The organism is Pseudomonas sp. NFX183, assembly GCF_047943075.1.
Lineage (GTDB): Bacteria > Pseudomonadota > Gammaproteobacteria > Pseudomonadales > Pseudomonadaceae > Aquipseudomonas.
Map to the genome: position 1 here is coordinate 413,900 of NZ_CP181333.1, position 24,010 is coordinate 437,909.

The following is a 24,010-nucleotide window of genomic DNA, read 5'->3' on the forward strand; positions in this document are numbered from 1 at the left end:
GCACAACCGCTGCACCGAGCTGATGCTATCGCGGGCAAGCCCGACTCCCACAGGGGTTATGTGCCGGCTCTGGGATTGCTTACAAATCGCTAACACAGGTTTTTTCCTGACCGGTGCGTCAGCGCGTAGACTGCGCCGTCCTTTGCAACACTTTTACTGGACACTCGCACGTGAACACCGCCACCACCGCCCTCTCCCGCCCCGCCCGCGTCAGCCGCGAGGTGCGCAGCCTGCTGACCCTGGCCCTGCCGATCATGATCGGCCAACTCGCGACCACCGCCATGGGCTTCGTCGACGCGGTGATGGCCGGGCGTGTGAGCCCGCGAGACCTGGCAGCCGTGGCCCTGGGCAACTCGATCTGGATTCCGGTGTACCTGCTGATGACCGGCACCTTGCTGGCCACCACGCCCAAGGTCGCCCAGCGCTTCGGTGCCGGCCACTACTCCGAGATCGGCCCGCTGGTGCGTCAATCGTTGTGGCTGGCCGTGGTGGTCGGGCTCACCGCGCTGCTGATGCTGGTCAGCGCCGAGCCGATCCTGCATGCGATGAATGTCGACCCCGAGCTGATCAAACCGTGCATGGCCTACTTGCACGGCATCGCCTCCGGCATGCCGGCCATCGCCCTGTATTACGTGCTGCGCTGCTTCAGCGACGGCCTGGGTCGCACGCGGCCGAGCATGGTCATGGGCCTGTGCGGGCTGGCGCTGAATATTCCGCTGAACTACGTGTTCATTTATGGCCACTTCGGCGTGCCGGCCATGGGCGGCGTGGGTTGCGGCTGGGCCACGGCAATCGTGATGTGGGTGATGATGCTCGGCCTGGCCGCCTGGACCCGCTGGGCACCGGCCTATCAGAGCAGCGAGTTGTTCAAGCGTTTCGACTGGCCAAAATGGTCGGTGATCAAGCGTGTGCTGAGCATCGGCCTGCCAATTGGCATTGCGGTGTTTGCCGAATCGAGCATCTTTGCGGTGATCGCCCTGCTGATCGGCAGCCTGGGCGCCAGCGTAGTGGCCGGGCACCAGATCGCGCTGAACTTCAGTTCGCTGGTGTTCATGATCCCTTACTCGCTGAGCATGGCCGTTACCGTGCGTGTCGGCCAGGCCCTTGGCCGCGGTGAGCCGCGTGAAGCGCGTTTTGCCGCAGGGGTCGGCATGGGCACGGCACTGACCTACGCGTGCCTGTCCTGCAGCCTGATGCTGCTGTTTCGCGAGCAAATTGCCACGATCTATACGCCTGACCCGTCGGTGATCCACGTGGCGTCGATGCTGATCGTGTTTGCGGCGCTGTTCCAGTTTTCGGACGCGATCCAGGTCACGGCCGCCGGCGCGCTGCGGGGTTATCAGGACACACGGGTGACCATGGTGCTGACCTTGTTCGCGTATTGGGGCGTGGGGTTGCCGGTGGGTTACGCGCTGGGGCTGACCGATTGGCTGGGCGCCGCCAGTGGACCCAGCGGCCTGTGGCAGGGACTGATCGTGGGCTTGAGCTGCGCCGCCGCGATGCTGGTGATCCGCCTGACACGCAGCGCGCGCCGGCGGATTCGCCTGGTTTAATCGGCCTTCTTGCGAATCCAGTACAGGTACGTACCGGCCTGTTCCTGCTGATCCACCAGTTCGTGGTCAAGGAACACGCAAAATTTGGGAATATCGCGGCGGGTCGACGGGTCGGTCGCAATCACCTTGAGCAAGCCGCCGGGCGGCAAGTCGCGGATGTGCTGGTGCAGCATCATCACCGGCTCAGGGCAGTTGAGGCCGGTGGCGTCGAGCACGGCGTCTGCCGGCAAATCGAGGGGCTGATTCATACATCACTCCTGAAACGGGCGCCGCTCAACATACGGGAGCGGGCTTGCTCGCGAAGACGCGGGCACATTCAACATAAATTTCGACTGTTATACCGCTTTCGCGAGCAAGCCCGCTCCCACATTGGTCTTGTGGTTACCTCAAGGTGTCAGCGGGACTTCTGCTTCTTCACATCCACCAGCCGACGCAAGTGGCAGGTCACTTCCTCACGGTCGTGGTACAGCTGCTTGCAGCCGATCTCAACACGAATACCACGCGCCTTGAAGCCGTCTTCAATGCGTTCCAGCAAACGCTTCACCTCGGCGTAACGCTGCTTCATCGGCAATTTCAGGTTCACCACCGCCTCACGGCAATAGCCTTCGCCAATCCAGGTTTCCAGCAGGGCCGCGTTACGCGCCGGCTTCTCTACGATATCGCAGACCATCCAGTCCACCGGCTGCTTGGGCACAAAGGTAAAGCCGTCGGCCATCAGGTGCTGAACCAGGCCGGTGTCCATCAGGCTTTCGGCCATTGGGCCATTGTCGATGGCCGTTACCAGCATGCCACGGTTGACCAGTTGCCAGGTCCAGCCGCCAGGCGCTGCGCCGAGGTCGACGCCGGTCATGTCGCTGTGCAGGCGCTCATCCCACTGGTCGCGGGGGATAAAGTGGTGCCAGGCCTCTTCCAGCTTCAGGGTGGAGCGGCTGGGCGCCTCACGCGGGAACTTGAGGCGCGGGATGCCCATCGGCCACATCGCCGAGTTGTTCGACTCGGCCAGGCCCATGAACACTTCGCGGCCGCTCTTGAAGGTCAGCAGCAGGCGCGGCTTGCTCGGTTCATCGACCAGCTTGCCGGCATTCAACAAGGCTTTGCGCAGGTGCACTTCGAATTTCTTGCAGAAGTTCGACAGTTCCTTGCCGTCGTTGGTGTCGACCATCTCCAGCCACAGGCTGCCGCACACCGGGAAGCCTTGCAGGTGCGCGAGGATCACGCTGATACGGTCGGTTTCCGGCAGGTCGATGAACACCCCGCGCGCCCACTGCCTTGGGAAGATCAGCTCGGCAAAGCGCTGGCCGTGCATCAGGCGCTGGGCGCCGTCCTCGATGGTGCAGACAAATTCGGCGCAGGCGCTGCCGGTCTTGGTCTTGGCATAGCCGGAAACGTTCAGGCGCGCGGCGTGTTCCGCGATCTCGGAACAGACTTCGCCTTCAAAACCCGGCCGGCAGTGCATAAAAAGGGTGTTCATCAACTCTCCTGGTGAATCAACCGGCATTGCGCTATCGCACTACCTGTCATGAAAACGCGCGCATGATAGCCGAGTTCGGAACCTTGGACTTAACGATAGAGTCCAGTTATTAGCCTGCTAATGAAAACAGGGCTAAGTTGAAAGCTCTGTTCGTCCCGTCAGGTCCGTAGCCGTGCGGACCATAAGGAGTCATGTAATGTCATCCCTTGATAGCCTGAGAACCCTTAAAACCCTGCAAATCGACGACAAGACTTACCACTACTTCAGCTTGCCCGAAGCCGCCAAGAGCCTGGGTGACCTGGATAAGCTGCCGATGTCCCTCAAGGTGCTGCTGGAAAACCTGCTGCGCTGGGAAGACGGCAAAACCGTCACCGGCACCGACCTCAAGGCCATCGCCGCCTGGCTCAAAGAGCGCCAGTCCGACCGCGAAATCCAATACCGCCCGGCCCGCGTGCTGATGCAAGACTTTACCGGCGTGCCCGCCGTGGTCGACCTGGCCGCCATGCGCGCCGCCGTGGCCAAGGCCGGTGGCGACCCGCAGCGCATCAACCCGCTCTCTCCCGTGGACCTGGTCATCGACCACTCGGTGATGGTCGACAAATTCGGCACCACCAGCGCGTTTGAGCAAAACGTCGACATCGAAATGCAGCGCAACGGCGAACGCTACGCCTTCCTGCGTTGGGGCCAAAGCGCCTTTGACAACTTCAGCGTGGTGCCACCGGGCACCGGCATCTGCCACCAGGTCAACCTTGAATACCTGGGCCGCACCGTGTGGACCAAGGACGAAGACGGCCGTACCTACGCCTTCCCGGACACGCTGGTAGGCACCGACTCGCACACCACCATGATCAACGGCCTTGGCGTACTCGGCTGGGGCGTGGGCGGCATCGAAGCAGAAGCGGCGATGCTCGGCCAGCCGGTGTCGATGCTGATTCCGGAAGTAATCGGCTTCAAGCTCACCGGCAAACTCAAGGAAGGCATCACCGCCACCGACCTGGTGCTGACCGTCACCCAGATGCTGCGTAAAAAAGGCGTGGTGGGTAAGTTCGTCGAGTTCTACGGCGACGGCCTGGCCGACCTGCCGCTGGCCGACCGCGCCACCATCGCCAACATGGCGCCGGAATACGGCGCCACGTGCGGCTTTTTCCCGGTGGATGAGGTGACGCTCGACTACCTGCGCCTGTCCGGCCGCCCTGCTGAAACCGTCAAGCTGGTGGAGGCGTACACCAAGGCCCAGGGCCTGTGGCGCAACGCCGGCCAGGAGCCGGTGTTCACCGACACCCTGGCACTGGACATGGGCAGCGTCGAAGCCAGCCTCGCCGGGCCGAAACGCCCGCAGGACCGTGTGTCTCTGCCGAATGTAGGCCAGGCCTTCAGCGATTTCCTCGACCTGCAATTCAAACCGACCAGCAAAGAAGAAGGCCGCCTGGAAAGCGAAGGCGGCGGCGGTGTCGCCGTGGGCAACGCCGACTTGGTAGGCGAAACCGACTATGAGTACGACGGCCACACCTATCGCCTGAAAAACGGCGCCGTGGTGATTGCCGCGATTACCTCGTGCACCAACACGTCCAACCCCAGCGTGATGATGGCCGCAGGCCTGGTGGCAAAAAAAGCCGTGGAAAAAGGCCTGACCAGCAAACCCTGGGTAAAAACCTCGCTGGCGCCTGGCTCCAAAGTGGTCACCGACTATTACAAGGCGGCGGGCCTCACCCAATACCTTGACCAACTGGGCTTCGACCTTGTGGGTTACGGCTGCACCACGTGCATTGGTAATTCGGGGCCATTGCCTGAACCGATCGAAAAAGCCATCCAGAAAGCCGACCTCGCCGTCGCCTCGGTGCTGTCCGGCAACCGTAACTTCGAGGGCCGCGTACACCCCCTGGTGAAAACCAACTGGCTGGCCTCGCCGCCCCTGGTGGTCGCCTATGCGTTGGCCGGCACGGTGCGCATCGACATCAGCCGCGAGCCGCTGGGCGAAGGCAAAGACGGCCAGCCGGTGTACCTGAAAGACATCTGGCCAAGCAGCCAGGAAATCGCCGACGCCGTGGCCCAAGTCAGCACCGGCATGTTCCACAAGGAATATGCCGAGGTGTTTGCCGGCGATGAGCAGTGGCAAGCGATTGAAGTGCCGCAAGCGGCGACTTACGTATGGCAGAAAGACTCTACGTACATCCAGCACCCACCGTTCTTCGACGACATCGCCGGGCCACTGCCGGTCATCGAGGACGTCAAAGGCGCCAATGTACTGGCCTTGCTGGGCGATTCGGTAACCACCGACCACATCTCCCCTGCTGGCAACATCAAGGCAGACAGCCCCGCCGGGCGCTACCTGCGCGAGCAGGGCGTGGAGCCGCGTGACTTCAACTCCTACGGCTCACGCCGGGGCAACCATGAAGTGATGATGCGCGGCACGTTTGCCAATATCCGTATCCGCAACGAAATGCTCGGCGGCGAAGAAGGCGGCAACACGCTGTACATCCCCACCGGCGAGAAAATGCCGATCTACGATGCGGCCATGAAATACCAGGCGTCGGGCACACCGCTGGTGGTGATCGCCGGCCAGGAATACGGCACCGGTTCGAGCCGCGACTGGGCAGCCAAGGGCACCAACCTGCTGGGGGTCAAGGCGGTGATCGCCGAGAGCTTCGAGCGGATTCACCGTTCCAACCTGGTGGGCATGGGCGTGCTGCCGTTGCAGTTCAAGCTGGATCAGAATCGCAAGGCGCTCAAACTCACCGGCAAGGAAAAGATCGACATTCTTGGGCTGACCCATGCCGAGATCGAGCCGCGCATGAACCTGACGTTGGTGATTACGCGCGAGGATGGCAGCAGCGAGAAGGTCGAGGTGCTGTGCCGGATCGACACCCTCAATGAAGTGGAATACTTCAAGGCGGGCGGGATTCTGCACTATGTGCTGCGCCAGTTGATCGCCTCTTAAGCAACACTGCAAAACCAATGTGGGAGGGGGCTTGCCCCCTCCCACATTTCAACCTGTGTTTAACCTTTCAAATCAGCTGAACAACCACTTCCACAGCAGCACCAGCACCACCACCGCCAGCACCGGCCGCGCAATGCGGTAGGCCTTGGGATGCTTGCGTTTCCATTGCTTGACCACGCCGCTGAACTTGTCGCTGAAGGTCTTGCTCCAGGCATACGCCTGGTTGATCCCGCCAACACGTTCATCATCCAGATTCTGCGGCGCGGTTGCGCGGCCCAACTGCATGCTGACCCAGCGGTTGACGCGGGTCATGAGGCGATTGCTCAGCGGGCGTTCGATGTCGCAGAACAGAATCACGCGGGTCTGGTCGGTTTCGTTCTTCACCCAGTGCACGTAGGTTTCGTCGAACATCACGTCTTCACCGTCACGCCAGGCATAGACCTGACCATCGACGAAGATGCGGCAATCATCGGAGTTTGGCGTGGACAGCCCGAGGTGATAGCGCAGGGAACCGGCAAACGGGTCGCGGTGCGGGTTGAGGTGACTGCCGCCCGGCAACAGCGCGAACATCGCGCCCTTGACGTTGGGGATGCTGCTGACCAGGGCCACGGTTTTCGGGCACAGCGCCTCGGCCGATGGCAGCGGTTTGTCGTACCACTTGAGGTAGAAACGCTTCCAGCCCTTCTTGAAGAACGAACCGAAACCGGCGTCGTTGTTCTTTTCGGCGGCGCGGATATAACCCTCGTCGAACAGGTGCATGGCCTCTTCGCGGATCACTTCCCAATTGTCCTTGAGCACATCCAGCTCCGGGAACTTGCTGCGGTCCAGGTACGGTTTGGACGGCACGGCCGAGAACAGGTACATCAGGGCGTTATAGGGTGCGAACAGCGCCGAATGGTTGACGAACTGACGCAACATCGGCAAACGCGCCTTGCCACGCAGGTGCACATACAGCGTGCTGCCGATAAACAACAGCAACACCGACAGTTTGGCGGCCAAAGAAAAGGTCATGCAGCAACTCCTGGAAATAAGCGCCTGGCCAACAGCCTCCCGTCGAAGGGAAACCAGACGTAGCAGCCGGCCATGATAAACACTTGGGCCATTATGCAGAAGGCCCAGGCCGACCGGCTGACATAAATCAACACCCTGGGGGCCTTGTGGCTGGCGGGTTTGTCGTGGCCTGCGGGCTGGTTGTGGCAAGAAGGCTTGTTGTGGCCTGCGGGCTGGTTGTGGCGAGCGGGCTTGCCCCGCGTTGGAGCGCGCAGCGCTCCCACTTCAGACGCCGCGGTGCAACTGATAAACCGCGGCGTCAGGTTTTGGGGCTGCTTCGCAGCCCAACGCGGGGCAAGCCCGCTCGCCACAACCAGCCCGCTCGCCACGACAAGCCTGCAAGCCACAACAAGCCTTCTTGCCACGAAGAACCGATCAGGCCTGGGTTTCCTGGTCGGTGAACAAATCGCTGAACAGCATGCTCGACAGGTAGCGCTCACCGGAGTCGGGCAGGATCACCACGATGGTCTTGCCCTGCATTTCCGGTTTCTCGGCCAGACGCACGGCCACGGCCATTGCGGCGCCACAGGAAATACCGCACAGAATCCCCTCTTCCTGCATCAGGCGCAGGGCCATGGCCTTGGATTCCTCGTCGGTCACCCGCTCTACGCGGTCCACCATCGACAGATCGAGGTTTTTCGGCACAAACCCGGCGCCGATGCCCTGGATCTTGTGCGGGCTCGGCTTGATCTCTTCACCGGCCAACGCCTGGGTGATCACCGGCGAAACGATCGGCTCGACCGCCACCGACAGAATCGGCTTGCCCGCCGTGTTCTTGATATAACGCGACACGCCGGTGATGGTGCCGCCGGTGCCTACGCCCGCCACCAGCACGTCCACGGCACCATCGGTGTCATTCCAGATTTCCGGGCCGGTGGTTTTTTCGTGGATCGCCGGGTTGGCCGGGTTTTCGAACTGCGCCGGCATGAAGTAGGCGGCCGGGTCGCTGGCGACGATCTCGCCAGCCTTGTCGATCGCACCTTTCATGCCCTTGGCCGGCTCGGTCAACACCAGCTCGGCGCCAAGCGCCTTGAGCACTTTGCGCCGCTCGATGCTCATCGACGCCGGCATGGTCAGCAGCAGCTTATAGCCACGGGCGGCGGCGACAAACGCCAGGCCGATGCCGGTGTTACCGGAAGTCGGTTCTACAATGGTCATGCCCGGCTTGAGTTTGCCGGTGCTTTCGGCGTCCCAGATCATGTTCGCGCCAATGCGGCACTTCACCGAATAACCCGGGTTACGCCCCTCGATCTTGGCCAGGATGGTCACGCCACGCGGTGCGATGCGGTTGATCTGCACCAGGGGCGTGTTACCGATGGAGTGCGCGTTGTCTGCAAAGATACGGCTCATGACGGGTCCTTAAGGCAATTTCAACAAGGCCACAAGGGTATGCCTCGTGCTGGTGGGCGTCCAGTCAGAGGAACGTTGCGCCGGTGCGCGCGGTCCATCGCCTATAACGTTGGAGAACCTGCACATGAAACGTCGCTACAGTGGGCTGCTATGGATCGTCGCCGTACTGGTGGTAGTACTGATTGCCCTGGACCTCGCCCTGCCCTACCTGGTGCGCAACTACCTGAACGACAAGCTCGCCGACATGGGTGATTACCGCGGCCAGGTCACGGATGTGGACGTGGCGCTGTGGCGCGGGGCCTATAAAATCAACGGCCTGCAGATCGTCAAAGTCGACGGCAAAGTGCCGGTTCCGTTCGTCAAAGCGCCGGTGATCGACGTGTCGGTGAGCTGGCATTCGTTGTGGTACGACCATGCGGTGGTGGCCGAGGTGCAGTTCTTCCAGCCCGAGCTGAACTTCGTCGACGGTGGCAACCAACAGGCATCGCAGACGGGTAAAGGCACCGACTGGCGTGAACAGTTGGGCAAATTGTTGCCGATCACCCTCAACGAAGTCCGCATTCAGGACGGCAAGATCGCCTTCCACAACTTCAATTCCAAGCCCGCGGTGAATATCTACGCCACCCAGGTCAACGCCAGCTTCTACAACCTGACCAATGTGGTGGACATCAAAGGCAAGCGGGACGCCACCTTTGAAGGCAAGGCGCAATTGCTCGGCCAGGCGCCACTGGAAGCCACCGCTGCTTTCGACCCGCTGAGCAACTTCGAAGACTTCGAATTCCGCTTTCGCGCCAAGGATATTCAACTCAAACGCCTGAATGACTTCGCGTCGGCGTACGGCAAGTTCGACTTCAAGGCCGGCACGGGCGATGTGGTGGTCGAAGCGCAGGCCGAAAAAGGCCAACTGAGCGGTTATATCAAGCCGCTGCTGCGTGACGTAGAGGTGTTCGACTGGAAACAGGATGTCGAAAACAAGGACAAGAATATCTTCCGCTCGATCTGGGAAGCCGTGGTCGGCGCCAGCGAGACCGTATTAAAGAACCAGAACAAAAACCAGTTTGCCACTCGCGTGGAACTCAGCGGCAGCGTGCACCAGCAAAATATCAGCGCGTTCTCGGCATTTTTGGCGATTTTGCGTAATGGTTTTATCCAGGCATTCAATGCCCGGTATGAACAACCCAAGCCCAGTGCAAACTGAGCCGCACGCCCTACCGGGAGACGGGGTATCGGTTAGCGTGCCGACGGATCAATGACAACAACGAGTAAGGACACTGAGCATGCGCATCACAGGATGGATACTGACAATTCTTGGCTACCTCTTGGCCTATTCAGGCTTCGTGAAAATAGTGGGGTTTGCCATGCACGGCGGCCCCCTCGCCGGCATGATGATCCTCGCCGGCATCGGCACACTGGTTTTGGCTGCGCTGGCCCTGTGGGGCGGCAGCAAGCTCAAGGACAAAGCGGATGCGCGGGCGTACGCGTTGGAGAAAGCCGCCAAGGGTCGCGTGTGACCGGCCATTCAGAGACTGAATAACCCGTCTGCGTTCACAGTCGCCGGGGCCGCGCGGTATAGTCCGGGCATTGATGAATTCGAGGAATGACCGATGAAGTTCGAAGGCACCCAGGCCTATGTGGCTACCGATGACCTGAAACTGGCCGTCAACGCCGCCATCACCCTGGAGCGGCCGTTGCTGGTCAAGGGCGAGCCCGGCACCGGCAAGACCATGCTTGCCGAGCAACTGGCCGAATCCTTTGGCGCCAAGCTGATCACCTGGCACATCAAATCCACCACCAAGGCGCATCAGGGCCTCTACGAGTACGACGCGGTCAGCCGCCTGCGCGACTCGCAACTGGGCGTGGACAAGGTCCACGATGTGCGCAATTACCTGAAGAAGGGCAAGCTCTGGGAAGCCTTCGAGTCCGAAGAGCGGGTGATTCTGCTGATCGATGAAATCGACAAGGCCGACATCGAGTTCCCCAACGACCTGCTGCAAGAACTCGACAAGATGGAGTTCTACGTCTACGAAATCGACGAGACCATCAAGGCCAAGAAACGCCCGATCATCATCATTACCTCCAACAACGAGAAAGAGCTGCCGGACGCGTTCCTGCGCCGCTGCTTCTTCCATTACATCGCCTTCCCTGACCGCACCACCCTGCAAAAGATCGTCGATGTGCACTACCCCGACATCAAGAAAGATCTGGTCAGCGAAGCGCTGGACGTGTTCTTCGACGTGCGCAAGGTGCCAGGCCTGAAGAAAAAGCCGTCCACCTCCGAACTGGTCGACTGGCTCAAGCTGCTGATGGCCGACAACATCGGCGAAGCCGTGTTGCGCGAACGCGACCCCACCAAAGCCATCCCGCCGTTGGCCGGTGCCCTGGTGAAAAACGAGCAAGACGTGCAGTTGCTGGAACGTCTGGCCTTCATGAGCCGTCGCGGTAATCGATAATGTTGCTCAACCTGTTCAATGAGATGCGCGCCGCCAAGGTGCCGGTGTCGGTGCGCGAGCTGCTCGACCTGATCAATGCGCTGAAACAGCGTGTGGTCTTCGCCGACATGGACGAGTTTTACTACTTGGCCAGGGCGATTCTGGTCAAGGACGAACGGCATTTCGACAAGTTCGACCGCGCGTTCGGTGCCTATTTCAACGGCCTGGAAAAGCTCGACGACCACCTGCAGGCGCTGATTCCCGAAGAGTGGCTGCGCAAGGAATTCGAGCGCTCGTTGAGCGATGAAGAGCGTGCGCAGATCCAGTCCCTCGGTGGCCTGGACAAGCTCATCGAAGAATTCAAGAAACGCCTGGAAGAACAGAAAGAGCGCCATGCCGGCGGCAACAAGTGGATCGGCACCGGCGGCACCAGCCCGTTCGGCTCCGGCGGCTACAACCCGGAAGGCATCCGTGTGGGTGACGCCGGCAAGCGCCAGGGCAAGGCGGTAAAAGTCTGGGACCAGCGCGAGTACAAGAACCTCGACGATCAGGTGGAGCTGGGCACGCGCAACATCAAGATCGCCCTGCGCCGCCTGCGCAAGTTCGCGCGCCAGGGTGCGGCCGAAGAGCTGGACATCGACGGCACCATCGACCACACCGCCCGCGATGCCGGGCTGCTGAATATCCAGATGCGCCCGGAGCGGCGCAACACCATCAAACTGCTGTTGCTGTTCGACATCGGCGGCTCAATGGACGCCCACGTGAAGATCTGCGAAGAGCTGTTCTCCGCGTGCAAGACTGAGTTCAAGCACCTGGAGTACTTCTACTTCCATAACTTCGTGTACGAGTCGGTGTGGAAGAACAACCAGCGGCGCACCTCCGAACGCACCTCCACCCAGGACTTGCTGCATAAATACGGCGCCGATTACAAAGTGATCTTTATCGGCGATGCGTCGATGGCGCCGTATGAAATCACCCAGGCCGGCGGCAGCGTCGAGCACTGGAATGAGGAGCCTGGGTACGTATGGATGCAGCGCTTCATGGCCAAGTACAAGAAGCTGATCTGGATTAACCCGTACCCGAAAGACACGTGGGGGTATACGGCGTCGACGGGGATTGTGCGGGAGTTGGTGGAAGATCAGATGTACCCGCTGACGCTACGGGGCCTGGAAGAAGGGATGCGTTTTCTCTCCAAGTAACTCACATGCACCATAAATCCAATGTGGGAGGGGGCTTGCCCCCGATAGCAGCGCCTCAGTCAATGCATGTGGCACTCAAAGACCGCTATCGGGGGCAAGCCCCCTCCTACATTGTTAGCCTTCGCTGAAGCGCTGCAAAAAGTCCACATGCTGGCGATGCGCTGTCTCCTGCACCACCGGCGCCAAGCGCACCTTCTCTCCCGGCAAACACTGCGCCAGCCGCGCCAGCGCCAAGGGCGTCAACGCGCCTAAACGCGGGTAGCCGCCAATGGTCTGCCGATCATTGAGCAACACAATCGGCTGCCCATCCGGCGGCACCTGGATGGCTCCCAGCGGAATCCCTTCGGAGATCAACGACGGCCCCTGATACTGCAACGGCGTGCCCAGCAGGCGCATGCCCATGCGGTCGGCGCGGCTGTCCAGCGCCCATTCGGTGTTGAAGGCATCGAACAAACTCTGGCCGCTGAATTGGCCGATTTGTGCGCCGACTATCACGTCCAGCGGCGCAGCGGGATGCAAATCCGCGCTACTCAACACCTTCATCGCACCGCCCGTTCCGGAATACATTAACCGCCCGCCTTCGACCAATGCCTTGCCGAAACCGTCAAGCCCGCCCAATTCCTCTCGCACCACCGTGGCGCAACTGCCCAGCACCTGCGGCGCATCAAAGCCGCTTGGCGCCGCCAGGTAGGCCCGCGCGCCATTGAACGGCTGGGTAAAGCGCAAACGCTGACCCTTTTGCAGGATAAAGCTGCGTCCCGGGCTGATCGCACGCTCATCGATGTACGCGCCCAGATCCGCGCCGGCCAATGCCAGCAAGCAATACGCCTCGGCCTGCACGGTGAACCCGCCCAAGGTGATTTCCACCACTGGCGCATCCAGCGCGTTGCCCAGCAGCCAATTGGCCCAGGACATCGACACCCAGTCCAGCGCGCCACCCTGGGTCACGCCCAGATGCCGCACGCCAAAGCGGCCGGCATCCTGCAACAGGCACAGCGGCGTGCTGGCCTCGATCAACAAGCGGCTCATGCCTGCGCCTCCAACGGCGTGTCATCGCCACCCAGGTTGATAAATTCGGCGTGACCGACCGCCTCGAAACGCACCGTATCGCCGGGCTGCATCAGGCTGTAACCGTCGCGTTCGCGGTCGAACAGCTTGGCCGGGGTGCGACCGATCAGGTTCCAGCCACCGGGCGAGACCACCGGGTACGCGGCGGTTTGCCGCTCGGCGATGCCGACGCTGCCAGCCGCCACGCGCTTTCGCGGGGTATTCAGGCGCGGCGTCGCGAGGATTTCGTCCACCAACCCCATAAACGCAAAACCGGGGGCAAAGCCGAGGGCGAACACCTGGTATTCATGGGCACTGTGGCGGCGGATCACGTCTTCAACCGACAGACCGCTGCGCTGGCTGAGCAAGCTCAGTTCCGGGCCGACACTCAGGTCGTACCACACTGGCAACACGTGACACTGGCCGCTGCCCTGGGCCTGAGGCTGCAGGTCGGCCAGCGCCTGGCCGATCAACTCCCTCGCCTGCGCCGGGCTCAACGCGGTGAGATCGTAATGCACCATCAGCGTGGTGTAGGACGGCACCAGGTCCACCAACGCTGGGCCAAAACCTTCGCGCAGACGTTGAGTGGCAGCAAGCATCCACGGCATGTTGGCTTCGGCAATCACATCAAACAGACGCACCATCAGGCAGTCGATCGCCACCACTTCAATGCGTGGCTTCATGCTGGCTTCAGCGCCTCGCGAATACGCTTCACGGCGGCCACCGAACTGGCGTTGTCGCCGTGCACACACAAGGTGTTGGCCTGCAACACCAAGGCGCTGCCATCGCTGGCGGTCAGGGCGTCGCCGCGGGAAATCGTCAGGGCCTGCTGCACGATGGTTTCGGAGTCATGGTGCACGGCGCCCGGCAACTGGCGCGAGACCAGATGCCCTTTGTGGTCGTAGGCACGGTCGGCAAAAGCCTCGAACCACAAGGTCACCCCGTACTCATCGCCCAAGGCCTGGGCCGCGCTGTTGTCGCGGGTGGCCAGCAGCATCAGCGGCAGGTCGCCATACGCGGCCACGGCCTGGATCACTGCGCGCAATTGCGCAGGGTTGACCATCATGTCGTTGTACATCGCGCCATGGGGTTTGACGTAGCTGACCCGCCCGCCTTGCGCACGGCAGATGCCGTCGAGGGCGCCGATCTGGTAGTGCAGCAGGTCCTGGATTTCCTGCGGTGTGTAGGCCATGGAGCGGCGACCGAAACCTTGCAGGTCCTGATACGCCGGGTGCGCCCCCACTTGCACGCCGTGCTTGAAGGCCAGGCTGACGGTCTTGCGCATGATGCTCGGGTCACCGGCATGAAAGCCACACGCCACGTTGGCACAATCAATGAACGGCATGACCTCGGCGTCCAGACCCATGGTCCAGTTGCCAAAGCTTTCGCCGATGTCGCAATTCAATAGCAGACGGCTCACGGTGGGTGCTCCTCCAGGCGTTGTTTTTCAGGCGTTGTATTTTTTGTAGTGTGGGATTTTTCGTACAGAACTGGCAACTTGTCCTCACACCCCAACGACGCTTATCGTGGAATAGCTCGATTTTTGGCGTTTGCCCGGTGCGGCGTCCAACTAATAAAAACCGATCCATGCATAAGAAAAGTTGATCCCATGAATTTGAAGTTCCTCGAAACCTTCGTCTGGGTGGCCAAGCTCAAGAGCTTTCGCCTGACCGCCGAGAAGTTGTTCACTACCCAGGCCTCGATTTCCAGCCGCATTGCCGTGCTCGAGAGCGAGTTGGGTGTGAAGCTGTTTCTACGCGACTCACGCGGCGTGAGCCTGACCCCGGAAGGCTTGAAGGTGCTCGATTACGCCGAGCAGATGATGGTGACCATGCAGGGCTTGAAGCAGTCACTGGAAACCACCAGCAGCAAGGTCGGGCGGATTCGCATCGGCGCGATGGACACGGTGATTCACACCTGGCTCAGCCCCTTGGTGGCCGAATTGATGGACCACTTTCCGTTGGTGGAAATCGAATTGGTCGCCGATACCGCATTGAACCTCAGCGATCAGCTGCAAAAAGGCTTTCTCGACCTGATTCTGCAAACCGACCTGCTGCGCCTGGAAACCGTGCGCAGCCTGGAACTGGCCAGCCACCCGATGGCCTGGATCGTCGCCAGCCATTCCCTCTACAACCGCGACTACGCCTCCCTCGCCGAACTGGCCCAGGAGCGCATCATCACCTACTCGAAAAACTCCCACCCGCACCAGGACGTGCTGAGCCTGATGCAGGCCAACGGCGTCGCCGCGCCGCGCATGAACTGCGTGAATTCGGTGTCGGCGATTACCCGCCTGCTGCGCGATGGCTTCGGGATTGGCGCACTGCCGCCGGTGCTGGTCAGCGAGGAACTGGCGCGCGGGGAGTTGGTGATGCTGCCGATGGTGCAGAAGCTGCCGAATTTGCAGGTGGTGGTGTCGTGGCGGGTGGGTGTTGAGCTGGTTGAGGAGATTGTCGGGCTGTGCCAGAAGGTGGTGGCCCGCTATGCCGAAGAGGTCGGCGAAGCGAATATGGTACTGACGAAACCGGATTAAACCTGTGGGAGCTGGCTTGCCTGCGATAGCGGTGTATCCGTGGCAGATGGGCAAGCTGACCCACCGCTATCGCAGGCAAGCCAGCTCCCACAGTTGACCAAGCTGAGTTTTAGAGCCCCTTCAGGTCTCGCTCTTCAATCGGCCGGCTCTGGCGCAGGCGCTTGCCGCCCAACACCACCCAGTCGATCAAGCGGAACAGGCATTCAATGCCGAACGACAACAGCATCGCCCCGCCCAGGCCCCAGCCCATCGCCTCCGGCGTCAGCAGGATCTGATAGCTGTAGCCATTCCAGGTTTCCAGGCGAATCGCTGGGTCCGCGGCCACCGCCACCTGCAGGGCGCGGATGTACCACGGGCCTTGCATGGCCTGGAATTGCTTGTCCAACGCCACCTGGCGATCAAGCAGGGTGCCCAGGCTGTTGGCGTCGCTCTGGAACACCGGGTCATCGCTGGCGCGGTAATGCGCCACCAACGCCTGCAAATCACCGTTGAAGAACTGCCGTGCGGTGCTTTCAAACCCGCTGAGGCCGGTCTGGGCCTCGATCAGGTGGGCCTCGACGCGCTTGGCGTAGTCGTTGATGAAACCCGGCACCTGCACACCGACCAACAAGCCAATGGCAAACAGCACCAACCGCAGATAACTGAGCAGCATGGTCGATATCCTTACTCGGTAATGCCCTGGCTGACGCATTCACCGCGTCGCCACAGGCTCCATTGGCCCGGTTCGTAGCGGGTCCAGTTTTCGTTATCGGTCAACGGCTCGGTGGCGATCACGGTGACTACATCATTTGGCGTGGTTTCGGCCTGAAAATCGACGATCACGTCGACATCTTTCAAGCGCGCCGGGCCAAACGGTGCGCGCCGGGTAATCTGCGCCAGCTTGGTCGAGCAGTAGCAAAACAGCCAGTCACCGTCGCTGAGCAGGCAGTTGAACACGCCTTTGCTGCGGTACTCGGCGCAGGCGGCAATCAGGTCCGGCAGCACTTGTTCGATCTCTACCGGCTCGGGGAAGGCTTCCCGCACACGGTTGAGCAGGTCGCAGAACGCTGCTTCGCTGTCGGTATCGCCCACCGGCCGGTAGAAGGTGGCACGCGGGTTGAAGTCCGCCAGCTGGCCGTTATGGGCAAAACACCAGTTGCGGCCCCACAGCTCGCGCACAAACGGGTGGGTATTGGCCAGGCTCACCTTACCCACGTTGGCCTGGCGGATATGGCCAATCACCACTTCACTTTTGATCGGATAACGCTGCACCAGCAGCGCGACTTCCGACTCGCAGCTGGCGGCCGGGTCCTGAAACAGGCGCAGGCCACGGCCTTCATAGAACGCGATGCCCCAACCGTCGCGGTGGGGGCCGGTACGCCCGCCCCGCTGCATCAGCCCGGTAAAGCTGAACACGATGTCGGTGGGGACGTTGGCACTCATGCCCAATAATTCACACATGCCAGGGCTCTCGCTGCAGGGTGGACAACGTTAAAGGCGCGGTTCGACGCGCATTCCGCTGGCAGGCGCCGGGCGATGGAACGGCTCGTCGTCCTCGTCAACCGTCTCGGCAGCCAGGGCGGCGTCGACAGCGGCCTTGCGCTCACGCCGGGCGTTGGCGGCGCGCTCGATGGGCCAGCGGATCAGCACAAACACGATATACACGCCAAACGCGATCATCGTGTACATGAACAGATCGGAAATAGCCCGCCAGGCGTTATTGCCGACATGCAGCACCAGGTCCAGGGCCGTGATCGCCACGGCCGGCGCGAACTGGGTCTTGACCGGATCGACGATGGTCGGGCTGAACAGCAGCACCGCCATCAGCAACTGCAGCGGCTCGCGCAGCCAGCGCCAGATCCAGCGGGTCATGCGCCACCACACCAACAGGCAGCCCAAAGCGGCGAAGGCGTAAAGGCCCCAAGCGGTCAGATAGTCGTTCTCGGTCATGGTGTCCATGGCAAGGTAGGCAAACAGGCGGCTATGATAACGGCTTTTGCGTGTCTCGGCTGCAATGCCTGCCACCATCCGCCAGACAGAGAGCGATCCATGCCTTCATCGACCCACATCACTGCCGCCCCGATTGCCCGCAAGGCCGAAGGCCAGGACCCGTACGCCTGGCTGCAAGCGCGTGACACGGCTGAAGTCCTCGATTACCTCAAAGCCGAAAACGCCTGGCAGGAGGCGCAACTCGCCGATCAGCAGGCGCTGCGCGACACCCTGTTCGACGAGATCAAGGGCCGCATTCTCGAAACCGACCTGTCCCTGCCCTCGCCGTGGGGCCCTTACCTGTATTACACGCGCACCACCGCTGGTGACGAATACGCCCGCCACTACCGCTGCCGCCGCCCGGCAGATGACAGCAACACAGTGGACGACAGCAGCGAAGAATTGCTGCTCGACCCCAACGTACTCGCCAACGGCGGCTTTTTCTCGCTGGGCGCGTTCAGCATCAGCCCCGACCACCAGCGCCTGGCCTACAGCCTGGACACCAGCGGTGAAGAGATTTACACCCTGTACGTGAAGGAACTGGCTAACGGCAAAGTCAGCGAACTGGAGTTTCAGGACTGCGACGGCAGCATGACCTGGGCCAATGACAGCCTGACCCTGTTCTTCGGCGAACTGGACGACACCCATCGCCCACACAAACTGTATCGCTACCGCCTGGATGGCACGGCGGCGCAGGAAGTATTCCACGAGCCTGACGGACGTTTCTTCCTGCATTGCTACCGCTCCAGTTCCGAACGTCAGTTGCTGCTGGCCCTGGGCAGCAAGACCACCAGTGAAATCTGGGCGCTGGACGCCAACCAGCCGCACCTCGACTTCACTTGCCTGGCGCCACGGGTCGAAGACCACGAATACGATGTCGACCACGGCCAGCGCAACGGCGAGTGGACCTGGTTTATCCGCAGCAACCGCGACGGTATCAACTACGCGCTGTTCGTCGCCGCCGACACCGGCAGCGTGCCCACCGAAGATCAATGGCAAAACCTGATCCCGCACAGCGACGAGGTGATGCTCGACGGCGTGAGCCTCAATGCCAGCGCGATGACCTTGAGCCTGCGTATCGGCGGCCTGCCGGTGATCGAAGTGCACCCTCAGGACGTGCCGGCCTATCGCGTCGAATTGCCCGACGCCGCCTACAGCCTTTATGTGCAAAACAGCCTGGAATTCCCGAGCGACAAAATCCGTCTGCGCTATGAAGCGCTGAACCGTCCGGCCCAGGTGCGCCAGCTGGAATTGGCGAGCGGCGCGCAAGTCGTGCTCAAGGAAACGCCGGTACTCGGCGTGTTCAACGCCGATGACTACGTCAGCCAACGCCTGTGGGCCACGTCTGCCGATGGCACCCAGGTGCCGATCAGCCTGGTGGTCAAACGCGACCAGCTGGGCAAACCGGTGCCGCTGTACCTCTACGGCTACGGCGCCTACGGCCACAGCCTCGACCCCTGGTTCTCGCACGCGCGCCTGAGCCTGCTGGACCGTGGCGTGGCGTTTGCCATCGCGCACGTACGCGGCGGTGGCGAACTGGGTGAAGCCTGGTACCGCAACGGCAAGCAGGCACACAAGCAGAACACCTTCAGCGACTTTATCGCCTGCGCCGAGCACCTGATCGCCGAGGGCCTGACCACCTCCAAACAACTGGCCATCAGCGGCGGCAGTGCCGGCGGCCTGTTGATCGGCGCGGTGCTCAATCAACGCCCGGAGTTGTTCCAGGCGGCGATTGCCGAAGTGCCATTCGTCGATGTGCTCAACACCATGCTCGACCCGGAGCTGCCGCTGACCATCACCGAATATGACGAGTGGGGCAACCCTGAAGAACCAGAGGTGCACGAGCGCATCAAGGCCTACGCGCCGTACGAGAACGTCAGCGCCCAGGCCTACCCGGCCCTGCTGGTGATCGCCGGCTACAACGACAGCCGCGTGCAGTACTGGGAGGCGGCCAAGTGGGTGGCCAAGCTGCGCGACACCAAGACGGACGACAACCTGCTGCTGCTCAAGACCGAACTGGGCGCCGGCCATGGTGGCATGAGCGGGCGTTATCAGGGATTACGTGATGTAGCGCTCGAATACGCATTTGTGTTCAAGGCGCTGGGCTTGATTTAAGGAACTTAGGACGGCGGTCCTGTCTGAACACACAGACCGCCTACTTGATTGATGGACCAAGATTGCAGCTATGCCTCAACCAACTTTATTGAACAATGAAATCCGCGACATGCTCATGGACTGCGGGCTGTTCGACCCTTTGCTGCCGGAAGATTTTCACGTCGCCGCCGGCTACTTCAACATCAGCAGCATTGCCCAGGGTGAAGTGATCTTCGTTGAGGGCGATGCCGGCTCGTTCATGTGCATCATCCACAGCGGCCAGGTGGCCGTGCAGAAAACCAACCATGAAGGCCAGCGCCTGACCATCGCCACCCTGCGCAGTGGGCGGGCGTTTGGCGAAATGGCGGTGCTCGATGGCGAGCGGCGCTCTGCCAGTTGCCTGGCGGCCAGTGATTGCGTGCTGCTGAACCTGGGCAAGGATTCCCTGGAAAAAATGCTCAACGAAGCGCCCAGGATCGCGGCCAAGATCATCCGCGCGATTGCGATCGCCTTGTCCAAACGCCTGCGCATGGCCGACGGGCAATTGCTCTCGCAACCGTTTTAACCGCCGGGCGTCTTCGGCTTGCTGTCATTTTGCAGCAGGCCAGGCACGCTCTGGTCCTTGGGCGGCGTTGGCAACACAATCGGCACCAGCGCGGGTGAACCGTTGGCGGTGGCTTTGGGCGCCACAGGCGGTGTGACTTGCGGGTACAACGTCGGTGTCGGTGTACCCGGCGCACCGGGCGTTGGCGCGGGTGCGACCGGAACGGTTTGCACCTCCTGAGCCTGGGCCGCACCCAATGTGAGCGCGCCAAGCACAATGACCGTTAGAATGCTGCACTTCATCGATGGCTCCATGGCCTGACCGGAATGTCGTAAGGCTACTCCCAACCGCGCAAGAATGCCCTTCCCAATGAGATTTCAATGAAACGTTTCGTTCTGCTCGACACCACTCCCATCCCCGATAACGGCGGTGCCTTGTGCCTGTTCGAATACGGCGAGGATTTTGTCATCAAGATCCAGGGCGGTGACGGCGGCCAGCTGATGAACACGCGCATGCACGGCTCCGAAGACGCGCTGGCGGAAATTCCCTGCCGCAAAGTCGCCGGGCGCCCGGGTTCGCGGGTGTTGATCGGCGGTCTGGGCATGGGCTTTACCCTGGCGTCGGCGCTCAAACATCTGGGCAAGACGGCCGAAGTGGTGGTCGCCGAACTGGTGCCCGGCGTCGTGGAGTGGAACCGTGGCCCCCTGGGTGAAAAGTCCGGTCGCCCGCTGCTCGACCCACGCACCGTGATCCGCATGGAAGACGTGGCCAAGGTGCTGCAGGCCGAGCCTCAAGGCTTTGACGCGATCATGCTGGATGTCGACAACGGCCCCGAAGGCCTTACGCAAAAGGCCAACAGCTGGCTCTACTCGGCCGGTGGCCTGGCTGCCTGCGCCAAAGCCCTGCGCCCCAAGGGCGTACTGGCCGTGTGGTCGGCCAGTGCCGACAAGCTGTTCAGCGACAAACTGCGCAAGGCGGGTTTCAAGGCTGAGGAAGTGCAGGTGTTTGCCCATGGCAACAAAGGCACCCGGCACACTATTTGGATCGCCGAAAAACTCAAGGGCTGAGCAACATCCCCCAAAACACCACAAATCTAATGTGGGAGCGGGCTTGCTCGCGAAAGCGGAGTGTCAGTCACTGCATCAGTCACTGAACCACCGCCTTCGCGAGCAAGCCAGCTCCCACATTTTTGATCGGGGTTAACTTCGGGATTTGCGGTAATCGATCACATACGGCACTTTTTTCTCGACAGTCTTCTTCAACTCGGCTTGATCCAACGAGGTCATGCCGCCCAACTGATGGGCCGTGAAGCCGCTATCGCCTACCTGTGAACCCGGCGCCAGGCTGACCATGCGCTGGGCGACGGCTTCAATCGCGTCCTTGTAACCGCCCTTCTTGTTCAGGTTGAAAGTACTCAGGTCGATCTGCGTGCGCAGCCAATTGCCCCAGTAAAACTCCAGGAATTCCGGCGCGACGGCGCCATCGTCCGGCTTGCCGTAGGCGGCCTTGCGGGTGAAATACACCAGGCTGCGGAAGGTGTCGTCCTGCAGGTTCTTGAAGCCCAGGTGCGCCGGCAATTGCTGCGGTGACAGCGGTTGGCCGTGATCGCCCTTGAGCCAGACCTTGCGCGCTGCTTGCATACGCTGCCAGAAGGTGGCCATGTCGGGGCTGTTGCTGAAATCATCGGTCACCTTGACCCACATGTTCAGCTGCGGGCCGCCGCCTTGGACTTCCCACAAGGTGGTGAAGCTGTGGTGACCGTCGGTCAGGTACAACTGGCCACCAGGGCCGACCACGACGGTTTTCATGTCATCGGGATGCGTGCCCACCGGGTCCTTGCAACTGAAGCTGGCGGGTTGGTGCAGGTCGGCCTTTTTGGGCACCTTGTCGGCCGCGCCCTGGCCGTTGGTTTCGCAGTATTCGTCGAAGACCTTGGCCGGCTTGTCGGCAAACAGGCCCAGGCTGTAGTAAATCTGGTCAAAGCCCACGACGGCCTGTGTCGGGTGCAATTGTTCAAGGGCCACCTCGATGATCTGGCCAGGCTTGGGCGTGGAGAATGCCTGGGCTTGGGCCGCCAGGACGCTGAGTAGCAGTGCTGCGGTCCATGTGTATAAACGCATTGGTGTCAGATCCTTGAGAATGAAATGAGCCGATACTACAAACGATTGCCACTGCAAGGCTGTACCGCAGCTGAAAAAGCCAGCAGTCATTTACCCCGCAAGCGGCTAGAATCAACCTTATCCGTGAACCCCCAAATAGCCAGGAGCCATGATGAGCTCGACCAACCCGCCCTCCCACACCGCCAAGCTGGACCGCATCCTCGCCGATGCCCAGCGTGACCGGGAAATGGGCTATCGCGACAAAGCCTTGAAGATGTACCCGCACGTGTGTGGCCGCTGCGCGCGTGAATTTGCCGGCAAGCGCTTGAGCGAACTGACCGTGCACCATCGCAATCACAACCATGATGACAACCCCCAGGACGGTTCCAACTGGGAGTTGCTGTGCCTGTATTGCCACGACAACGAGCACTCGCGCTACACCGACCAGCAGTACTTCGGCGAAGGCTCCACCAGCAGCCCGACGATTGCCAAGGCCACGCACAACCCGTTTGCGGCGTTGGCCGGGTTGATGAAAAAAGACGACTGAGGTTCGTCGTTGCCTGTTATGGCCTCTTCGCGGGCAAGCCCGCTCCCACATGTGGAACGCATTCCCCTGTGGGAGCCGGGCTTGCCCGCGATAGCGATCGCCCAAGCAACCCAACAGCCCAAGCCGTATAATCGCCGTTTTTCTCCAAGGCACCCTTCCCCGTGGGCAATAAACGCTACAGCTGCATCGGTCTGTATAACCCCAAATCCCCCGAAAACGTCGGTTCGGTGATGCGCGCCGCCGGCTGCTACGGCGTGGCCTCGGTGTTCTACACCGGCGTGCGTTACGAGCGCGCCCGGGATTTCATCACCGACACCAAGAAGGTCCATCACGACATTCCGCTGATCGGCATCGACGACCTGAAAAAAATCCTGCCGCTGGGTTGCATCCCGGTCGCCGTGGAGCTGGTCGAAGGCGCCCGCCCGCTGCCCGAATACACCCATCCTGATCGCGCGTTGTACATCTTCGGCCCCGAAGACGGGTCGCTGGACAAGGAGATTCGCGACTGGTGTGAAGACGTGGTGTACATCCCGACCACCGGCTGCATGAACCTCGCCGCCACTGTCAACGTGGTGCTCTACGATCGCCTGGCCAAGGGCAACAACACCCGCTCGGGCCCCAAGTACTGATTTTTTGGGAACATCCGGCGCCTGCAAGCAGTCAGCTACATATCACTTGCCTTGTTGGAGACAGATCATGAGCGACAGCAAAATCCTGCGACCTATCATCGAACACACGCCGCTTGAAACCCAACCGCCTCAAAACGTGCACGGCTGGGAGCGCATTGGCTCGGTGGCCGGTGGCGTGATGATGGTTGGCAAAGGCCTGCGCCGTGGCGGGATCTTCGGGCTCATCCAGGTGGCGATTGGTGGCGTGGCGCTGGTGCGCGGCGTGACCGGGCGCAGCTCGCTCAAAGACAAGCTGGAACAGGGCCGCCAGGAAATGAACAGCGTGCGTACCAAAATCGAGCGCGCGGGCGAAGAGCTGAAAAACCTGAAGACTAAAGCCGAAGTGGCGGCCGAAAAAGCCACCAAAACCACCGGCTGACGCCCCTCTCCAACCTATTGGAGAGCTAATTGTGGGAGCGGGCTTGCCCGCGAAAGCGGTGAATCAGTCGCCAAGTATTTGGCTGACACACCGTATTCGCGAGCAAGCCCGCTCCCACATTTTGGCTTTGTGTATGGCCTAAGC

25 protein-coding genes are annotated in these 24,010 nt (G+C 61.3%); 13 read left to right on the plus strand and 12 right to left on the minus strand.

What is annotated here, in order from left to right:
* Positions 1 to 170: 170 nt before the first annotated feature.
* Positions 171 to 1,553, plus strand: a complete 1,383-nt coding sequence (locus ACM530_RS02020) for an MATE family efflux transporter (RefSeq protein ID WP_145163029.1) — start codon at positions 171 to 173, stop codon at positions 1,551 to 1,553.
* Here the strand turns inward: ACM530_RS02020 and tusA are convergent.
* The gene (gene tusA / locus ACM530_RS02025; protein WP_145163027.1) at positions 1,550 to 1,801 is read right to left on the minus strand and encodes a sulfurtransferase TusA; all 252 of its coding nucleotides are present in this window, start codon (positions 1,799 to 1,801) and stop codon (positions 1,550 to 1,552) included. The genes ACM530_RS02020 and tusA overlap by 4 nt on opposite strands.
* Positions 1,802 to 1,947: 146 nt before the next feature.
* Positions 1,948 to 3,024, minus strand: a complete 1,077-nt coding sequence (rlmM, locus tag ACM530_RS02030; RefSeq protein ID WP_416364164.1) for a 23S rRNA (cytidine(2498)-2'-O)-methyltransferase RlmM — start codon at positions 3,022 to 3,024, stop codon at positions 1,948 to 1,950.
* A 196-nt stretch (positions 3,025 to 3,220) separates the two neighbouring features.
* Here rlmM and acnA point away from each other — a divergent pair, with 196 nt between their 5' ends.
* Positions 3,221 to 5,962, plus strand: coding sequence for an aconitate hydratase AcnA (acnA, locus tag ACM530_RS02035; protein WP_416364165.1), 2,742 nt, complete (start codon positions 3,221 to 3,223; stop codon positions 5,960 to 5,962).
* A 72-nt stretch (positions 5,963 to 6,034) separates the two neighbouring features.
* On the opposite strand, the gene ACM530_RS02040 is transcribed toward acnA, so the two are convergent.
* Both ACM530_RS02040 and cysK read right to left on the minus strand, forming a co-directional pair.
* Complete coding sequence (locus tag ACM530_RS02040; RefSeq protein WP_145163021.1) at positions 6,035 to 6,973, minus strand: aspartyl/asparaginyl beta-hydroxylase domain-containing protein; 939 nt, start codon at positions 6,971 to 6,973, stop codon at positions 6,035 to 6,037.
* Between the two features lie 414 nt (positions 6,974 to 7,387).
* Positions 7,388 to 8,362 (minus strand): cysteine synthase A, encoded by a 975-nt coding sequence (gene cysK / locus ACM530_RS02045; RefSeq protein ID WP_416364166.1) that lies wholly within the window; start codon positions 8,360 to 8,362, stop codon positions 7,388 to 7,390.
* A 124-nt stretch (positions 8,363 to 8,486) separates the two neighbouring features.
* Here cysK and ACM530_RS02050 point away from each other — a divergent pair, with 124 nt between their 5' ends.
* The 4 genes from ACM530_RS02050 (at position 8,487) to ACM530_RS02065 (ending at position 11,990) form a co-directional block, all read left to right on the plus strand.
* Positions 8,487 to 9,560, plus strand: a complete 1,074-nt coding sequence (locus ACM530_RS02050) for a DUF748 domain-containing protein (RefSeq protein ID WP_242193968.1) — start codon at positions 8,487 to 8,489, stop codon at positions 9,558 to 9,560.
* 79 nt (positions 9,561 to 9,639) lie between these two features.
* Positions 9,640 to 9,873 carry a hypothetical protein gene (locus ACM530_RS02055; RefSeq protein ID WP_416364167.1) on the plus strand — a complete coding sequence of 78 codons (234 nt, stop codon included), beginning with the start codon at positions 9,640 to 9,642 and terminating at the stop codon, positions 9,871 to 9,873.
* Between the two features lie 93 nt (positions 9,874 to 9,966).
* Complete coding sequence (locus ACM530_RS02060) at positions 9,967 to 10,812, plus strand: AAA family ATPase (protein ID WP_003210690.1); 846 nt, start codon at positions 9,967 to 9,969, stop codon at positions 10,810 to 10,812.
* A complete protein-coding gene (locus tag ACM530_RS02065; RefSeq protein ID WP_017137401.1) occupies positions 10,812 to 11,990 on the plus strand; it encodes a vWA domain-containing protein in 1,179 nt (392 codons plus the stop codon). Before ACM530_RS02060 ends, ACM530_RS02065 begins: the two co-directional genes overlap by 1 nt.
* Positions 11,991 to 12,104: 114 nt before the next feature.
* Here the strand turns inward: ACM530_RS02065 and ACM530_RS02070 are convergent, their stop codons facing one another.
* Genes ACM530_RS02070 through ACM530_RS02080 form a run of 3 tightly spaced genes read right to left on the minus strand, consistent with a single transcriptional unit; the run spans position 12,105 to position 14,457 of the window.
* Entirely contained in the window at positions 12,105 to 13,019 is a 915-nt protein-coding gene (locus tag ACM530_RS02070) for a biotin-dependent carboxyltransferase family protein (RefSeq protein WP_416364168.1), read from the minus strand.
* Positions 13,016 to 13,720 (minus strand): 5-oxoprolinase subunit PxpB, encoded by a 705-nt coding sequence (gene pxpB, locus ACM530_RS02075; RefSeq protein WP_416364169.1) that lies wholly within the window; start codon positions 13,718 to 13,720, stop codon positions 13,016 to 13,018. Before pxpB ends, ACM530_RS02070 begins: the two co-directional genes overlap by 4 nt.
* Positions 13,717 to 14,457 (minus strand): 5-oxoprolinase subunit PxpA, encoded by a 741-nt coding sequence (locus ACM530_RS02080; RefSeq protein WP_416364170.1) that lies wholly within the window; start codon positions 14,455 to 14,457, stop codon positions 13,717 to 13,719. Before ACM530_RS02080 ends, pxpB begins: the two co-directional genes overlap by 4 nt.
* Positions 14,458 to 14,646: 189 nt before the next feature.
* Here ACM530_RS02080 and ACM530_RS02085 point away from each other — a divergent pair, with 189 nt between their 5' ends.
* Entirely contained in the window at positions 14,647 to 15,567 is a 921-nt protein-coding gene (locus ACM530_RS02085) for a LysR family transcriptional regulator (protein WP_404487366.1), read from the plus strand.
* Between the two features lie 109 nt (positions 15,568 to 15,676).
* Here ACM530_RS02085 and ACM530_RS02090 read toward each other — a convergent pair whose 3' ends face one another.
* From ACM530_RS02090 to ACM530_RS02100, 3 genes are read right to left on the minus strand one after another with little or no spacing between them, the layout of a single operon-like run.
* Positions 15,677 to 16,219, minus strand: coding sequence for a DUF2937 family protein (locus tag ACM530_RS02090; RefSeq protein ID WP_145163001.1), 543 nt, complete (start codon positions 16,217 to 16,219; stop codon positions 15,677 to 15,679).
* Between the two features lie 11 nt (positions 16,220 to 16,230).
* Positions 16,231 to 17,007: a class II glutamine amidotransferase gene (locus ACM530_RS02095; protein ID WP_094951183.1), complete on the minus strand. Its 777-nt coding sequence runs from the start codon at positions 17,005 to 17,007 to the stop codon at positions 16,231 to 16,233.
* Between the two features lie 30 nt (positions 17,008 to 17,037).
* The gene (locus ACM530_RS02100) at positions 17,038 to 17,574 is read right to left on the minus strand and encodes an MFS transporter (protein ID WP_262206374.1); all 537 of its coding nucleotides are present in this window, start codon (positions 17,572 to 17,574) and stop codon (positions 17,038 to 17,040) included.
* Positions 17,575 to 17,595: 21 nt separating this feature from the next.
* Between ACM530_RS02100 and ACM530_RS02105 the strand changes: the two genes are divergently transcribed.
* Together ACM530_RS02105 and ACM530_RS02110 are read left to right on the plus strand one after the other, a co-directional pair.
* Positions 17,596 to 19,650 carry a S9 family peptidase gene (locus tag ACM530_RS02105; protein ID WP_416364171.1) on the plus strand — a complete coding sequence of 685 codons (2,055 nt, stop codon included), beginning with the start codon at positions 17,596 to 17,598 and terminating at the stop codon, positions 19,648 to 19,650.
* Between the two features lie 70 nt (positions 19,651 to 19,720).
* Complete coding sequence (locus ACM530_RS02110; protein WP_404487364.1) at positions 19,721 to 20,194, plus strand: cyclic nucleotide-binding domain-containing protein; 474 nt, start codon at positions 19,721 to 19,723, stop codon at positions 20,192 to 20,194.
* Here the strand turns inward: ACM530_RS02110 and ACM530_RS02115 are convergent.
* Positions 20,191 to 20,475 (minus strand): hypothetical protein, encoded by a 285-nt coding sequence (locus ACM530_RS02115; protein ID WP_106576962.1) that lies wholly within the window; start codon positions 20,473 to 20,475, stop codon positions 20,191 to 20,193. The two genes, ACM530_RS02110 and ACM530_RS02115, sit on opposite strands and share 4 nt — an antisense overlap.
* A 78-nt stretch (positions 20,476 to 20,553) precedes the next feature.
* Here ACM530_RS02115 and ACM530_RS02120 point away from each other — a divergent pair, with 78 nt between their 5' ends.
* On the plus strand, positions 20,554 to 21,240 hold the full coding sequence (locus ACM530_RS02120; RefSeq protein ID WP_058411058.1) for a spermidine synthase: 687 nt from the start codon (positions 20,554 to 20,556) through the stop codon (positions 21,238 to 21,240).
* A 132-nt stretch (positions 21,241 to 21,372) separates the two neighbouring features.
* Here the strand turns inward: ACM530_RS02120 and ACM530_RS02125 are convergent, their stop codons facing one another.
* Positions 21,373 to 22,293, minus strand: a complete 921-nt coding sequence (locus ACM530_RS02125) for a ParB/Srx family N-terminal domain-containing protein (RefSeq protein ID WP_416364172.1) — start codon at positions 22,291 to 22,293, stop codon at positions 21,373 to 21,375.
* 151 nt (positions 22,294 to 22,444) lie between these two features.
* Here ACM530_RS02125 and ACM530_RS02130 point away from each other — a divergent pair, with 151 nt between their 5' ends.
* From ACM530_RS02130 to ACM530_RS02140, 3 genes are all read left to right on the plus strand, one after another.
* Positions 22,445 to 22,819, plus strand: a complete 375-nt coding sequence (locus tag ACM530_RS02130; protein ID WP_003210675.1) for a YajD family HNH nuclease — start codon at positions 22,445 to 22,447, stop codon at positions 22,817 to 22,819.
* 161 nt (positions 22,820 to 22,980) lie between these two features.
* Positions 22,981 to 23,448: an RNA methyltransferase gene (locus ACM530_RS02135; protein WP_003189607.1), complete on the plus strand. Its 468-nt coding sequence runs from the start codon at positions 22,981 to 22,983 to the stop codon at positions 23,446 to 23,448.
* 67 nt (positions 23,449 to 23,515) lie between these two features.
* Positions 23,516 to 23,866, plus strand: a complete 351-nt coding sequence (locus tag ACM530_RS02140; RefSeq protein ID WP_145162989.1) for a DUF2892 domain-containing protein — start codon at positions 23,516 to 23,518, stop codon at positions 23,864 to 23,866.
* Positions 23,867 to 24,010: the final 144 nt, after the last annotated feature.

Excerpts from the sequence above, each read along its gene's own strand:
- tusA (WP_145163027.1), bottom strand. The coding sequence starts at position 1,801 with ATGAATCAGCCCCTCGATTTGCCGGCAGACGCCGTGCTCGACGCCACC.
- rlmM (WP_416364164.1), bottom strand. The coding sequence starts at position 3,024 with ATGAACACCCTTTTTATGCACTGCCGGCCGGGTTTTGAAGGCGAAGTC.
- acnA (WP_416364165.1), top strand. The coding sequence starts at position 3,221 with ATGTCATCCCTTGATAGCCTGAGAACCCTTAAAACCCTGCAAATCGAC.
- ACM530_RS02040 (WP_145163021.1), bottom strand. The coding sequence starts at position 6,973 with ATGACCTTTTCTTTGGCCGCCAAACTGTCGGTGTTGCTGTTGTTTATC.
- cysK (WP_416364166.1), bottom strand. The coding sequence starts at position 8,362 with ATGAGCCGTATCTTTGCAGACAACGCGCACTCCATCGGTAACACGCCC.
- ACM530_RS02050 (WP_242193968.1), top strand. The coding sequence starts at position 8,487 with ATGAAACGTCGCTACAGTGGGCTGCTATGGATCGTCGCCGTACTGGTG.
- ACM530_RS02055 (WP_416364167.1), top strand. The coding sequence starts at position 9,640 with ATGCGCATCACAGGATGGATACTGACAATTCTTGGCTACCTCTTGGCC.
- ACM530_RS02060 (WP_003210690.1), top strand. The coding sequence starts at position 9,967 with ATGAAGTTCGAAGGCACCCAGGCCTATGTGGCTACCGATGACCTGAAA.
- ACM530_RS02065 (WP_017137401.1), top strand. The coding sequence starts at position 10,812 with ATGTTGCTCAACCTGTTCAATGAGATGCGCGCCGCCAAGGTGCCGGTG.
- ACM530_RS02070 (WP_416364168.1), bottom strand. The coding sequence starts at position 13,019 with ATGAGCCGCTTGTTGATCGAGGCCAGCACGCCGCTGTGCCTGTTGCAG.
- pxpB (WP_416364169.1), bottom strand. The coding sequence starts at position 13,720 with ATGAAGCCACGCATTGAAGTGGTGGCGATCGACTGCCTGATGGTGCGT.
- ACM530_RS02085 (WP_404487366.1), top strand. The coding sequence starts at position 14,647 with ATGAATTTGAAGTTCCTCGAAACCTTCGTCTGGGTGGCCAAGCTCAAG.
- ACM530_RS02090 (WP_145163001.1), bottom strand. The coding sequence starts at position 16,219 with ATGCTGCTCAGTTATCTGCGGTTGGTGCTGTTTGCCATTGGCTTGTTG.
- ACM530_RS02095 (WP_094951183.1), bottom strand. The coding sequence starts at position 17,007 with ATGTGTGAATTATTGGGCATGAGTGCCAACGTCCCCACCGACATCGTG.
- ACM530_RS02100 (WP_262206374.1), bottom strand. The coding sequence starts at position 17,574 with ATGGTGGCAGGCATTGCAGCCGAGACACGCAAAAGCCGTTATCATAGC.
- ACM530_RS02105 (WP_416364171.1), top strand. The coding sequence starts at position 17,596 with ATGCCTTCATCGACCCACATCACTGCCGCCCCGATTGCCCGCAAGGCC.
- ACM530_RS02110 (WP_404487364.1), top strand. The coding sequence starts at position 19,721 with ATGCCTCAACCAACTTTATTGAACAATGAAATCCGCGACATGCTCATG.
- ACM530_RS02115 (WP_106576962.1), bottom strand. The coding sequence starts at position 20,475 with ATGAAGTGCAGCATTCTAACGGTCATTGTGCTTGGCGCGCTCACATTG.
- ACM530_RS02120 (WP_058411058.1), top strand. The coding sequence starts at position 20,554 with ATGAAACGTTTCGTTCTGCTCGACACCACTCCCATCCCCGATAACGGC.
- ACM530_RS02125 (WP_416364172.1), bottom strand. The coding sequence starts at position 22,293 with ATGCGTTTATACACATGGACCGCAGCACTGCTACTCAGCGTCCTGGCG.
- ACM530_RS02130 (WP_003210675.1), top strand. The coding sequence starts at position 22,445 with ATGAGCTCGACCAACCCGCCCTCCCACACCGCCAAGCTGGACCGCATC.
- ACM530_RS02140 (WP_145162989.1), top strand. The coding sequence starts at position 23,516 with ATGAGCGACAGCAAAATCCTGCGACCTATCATCGAACACACGCCGCTT.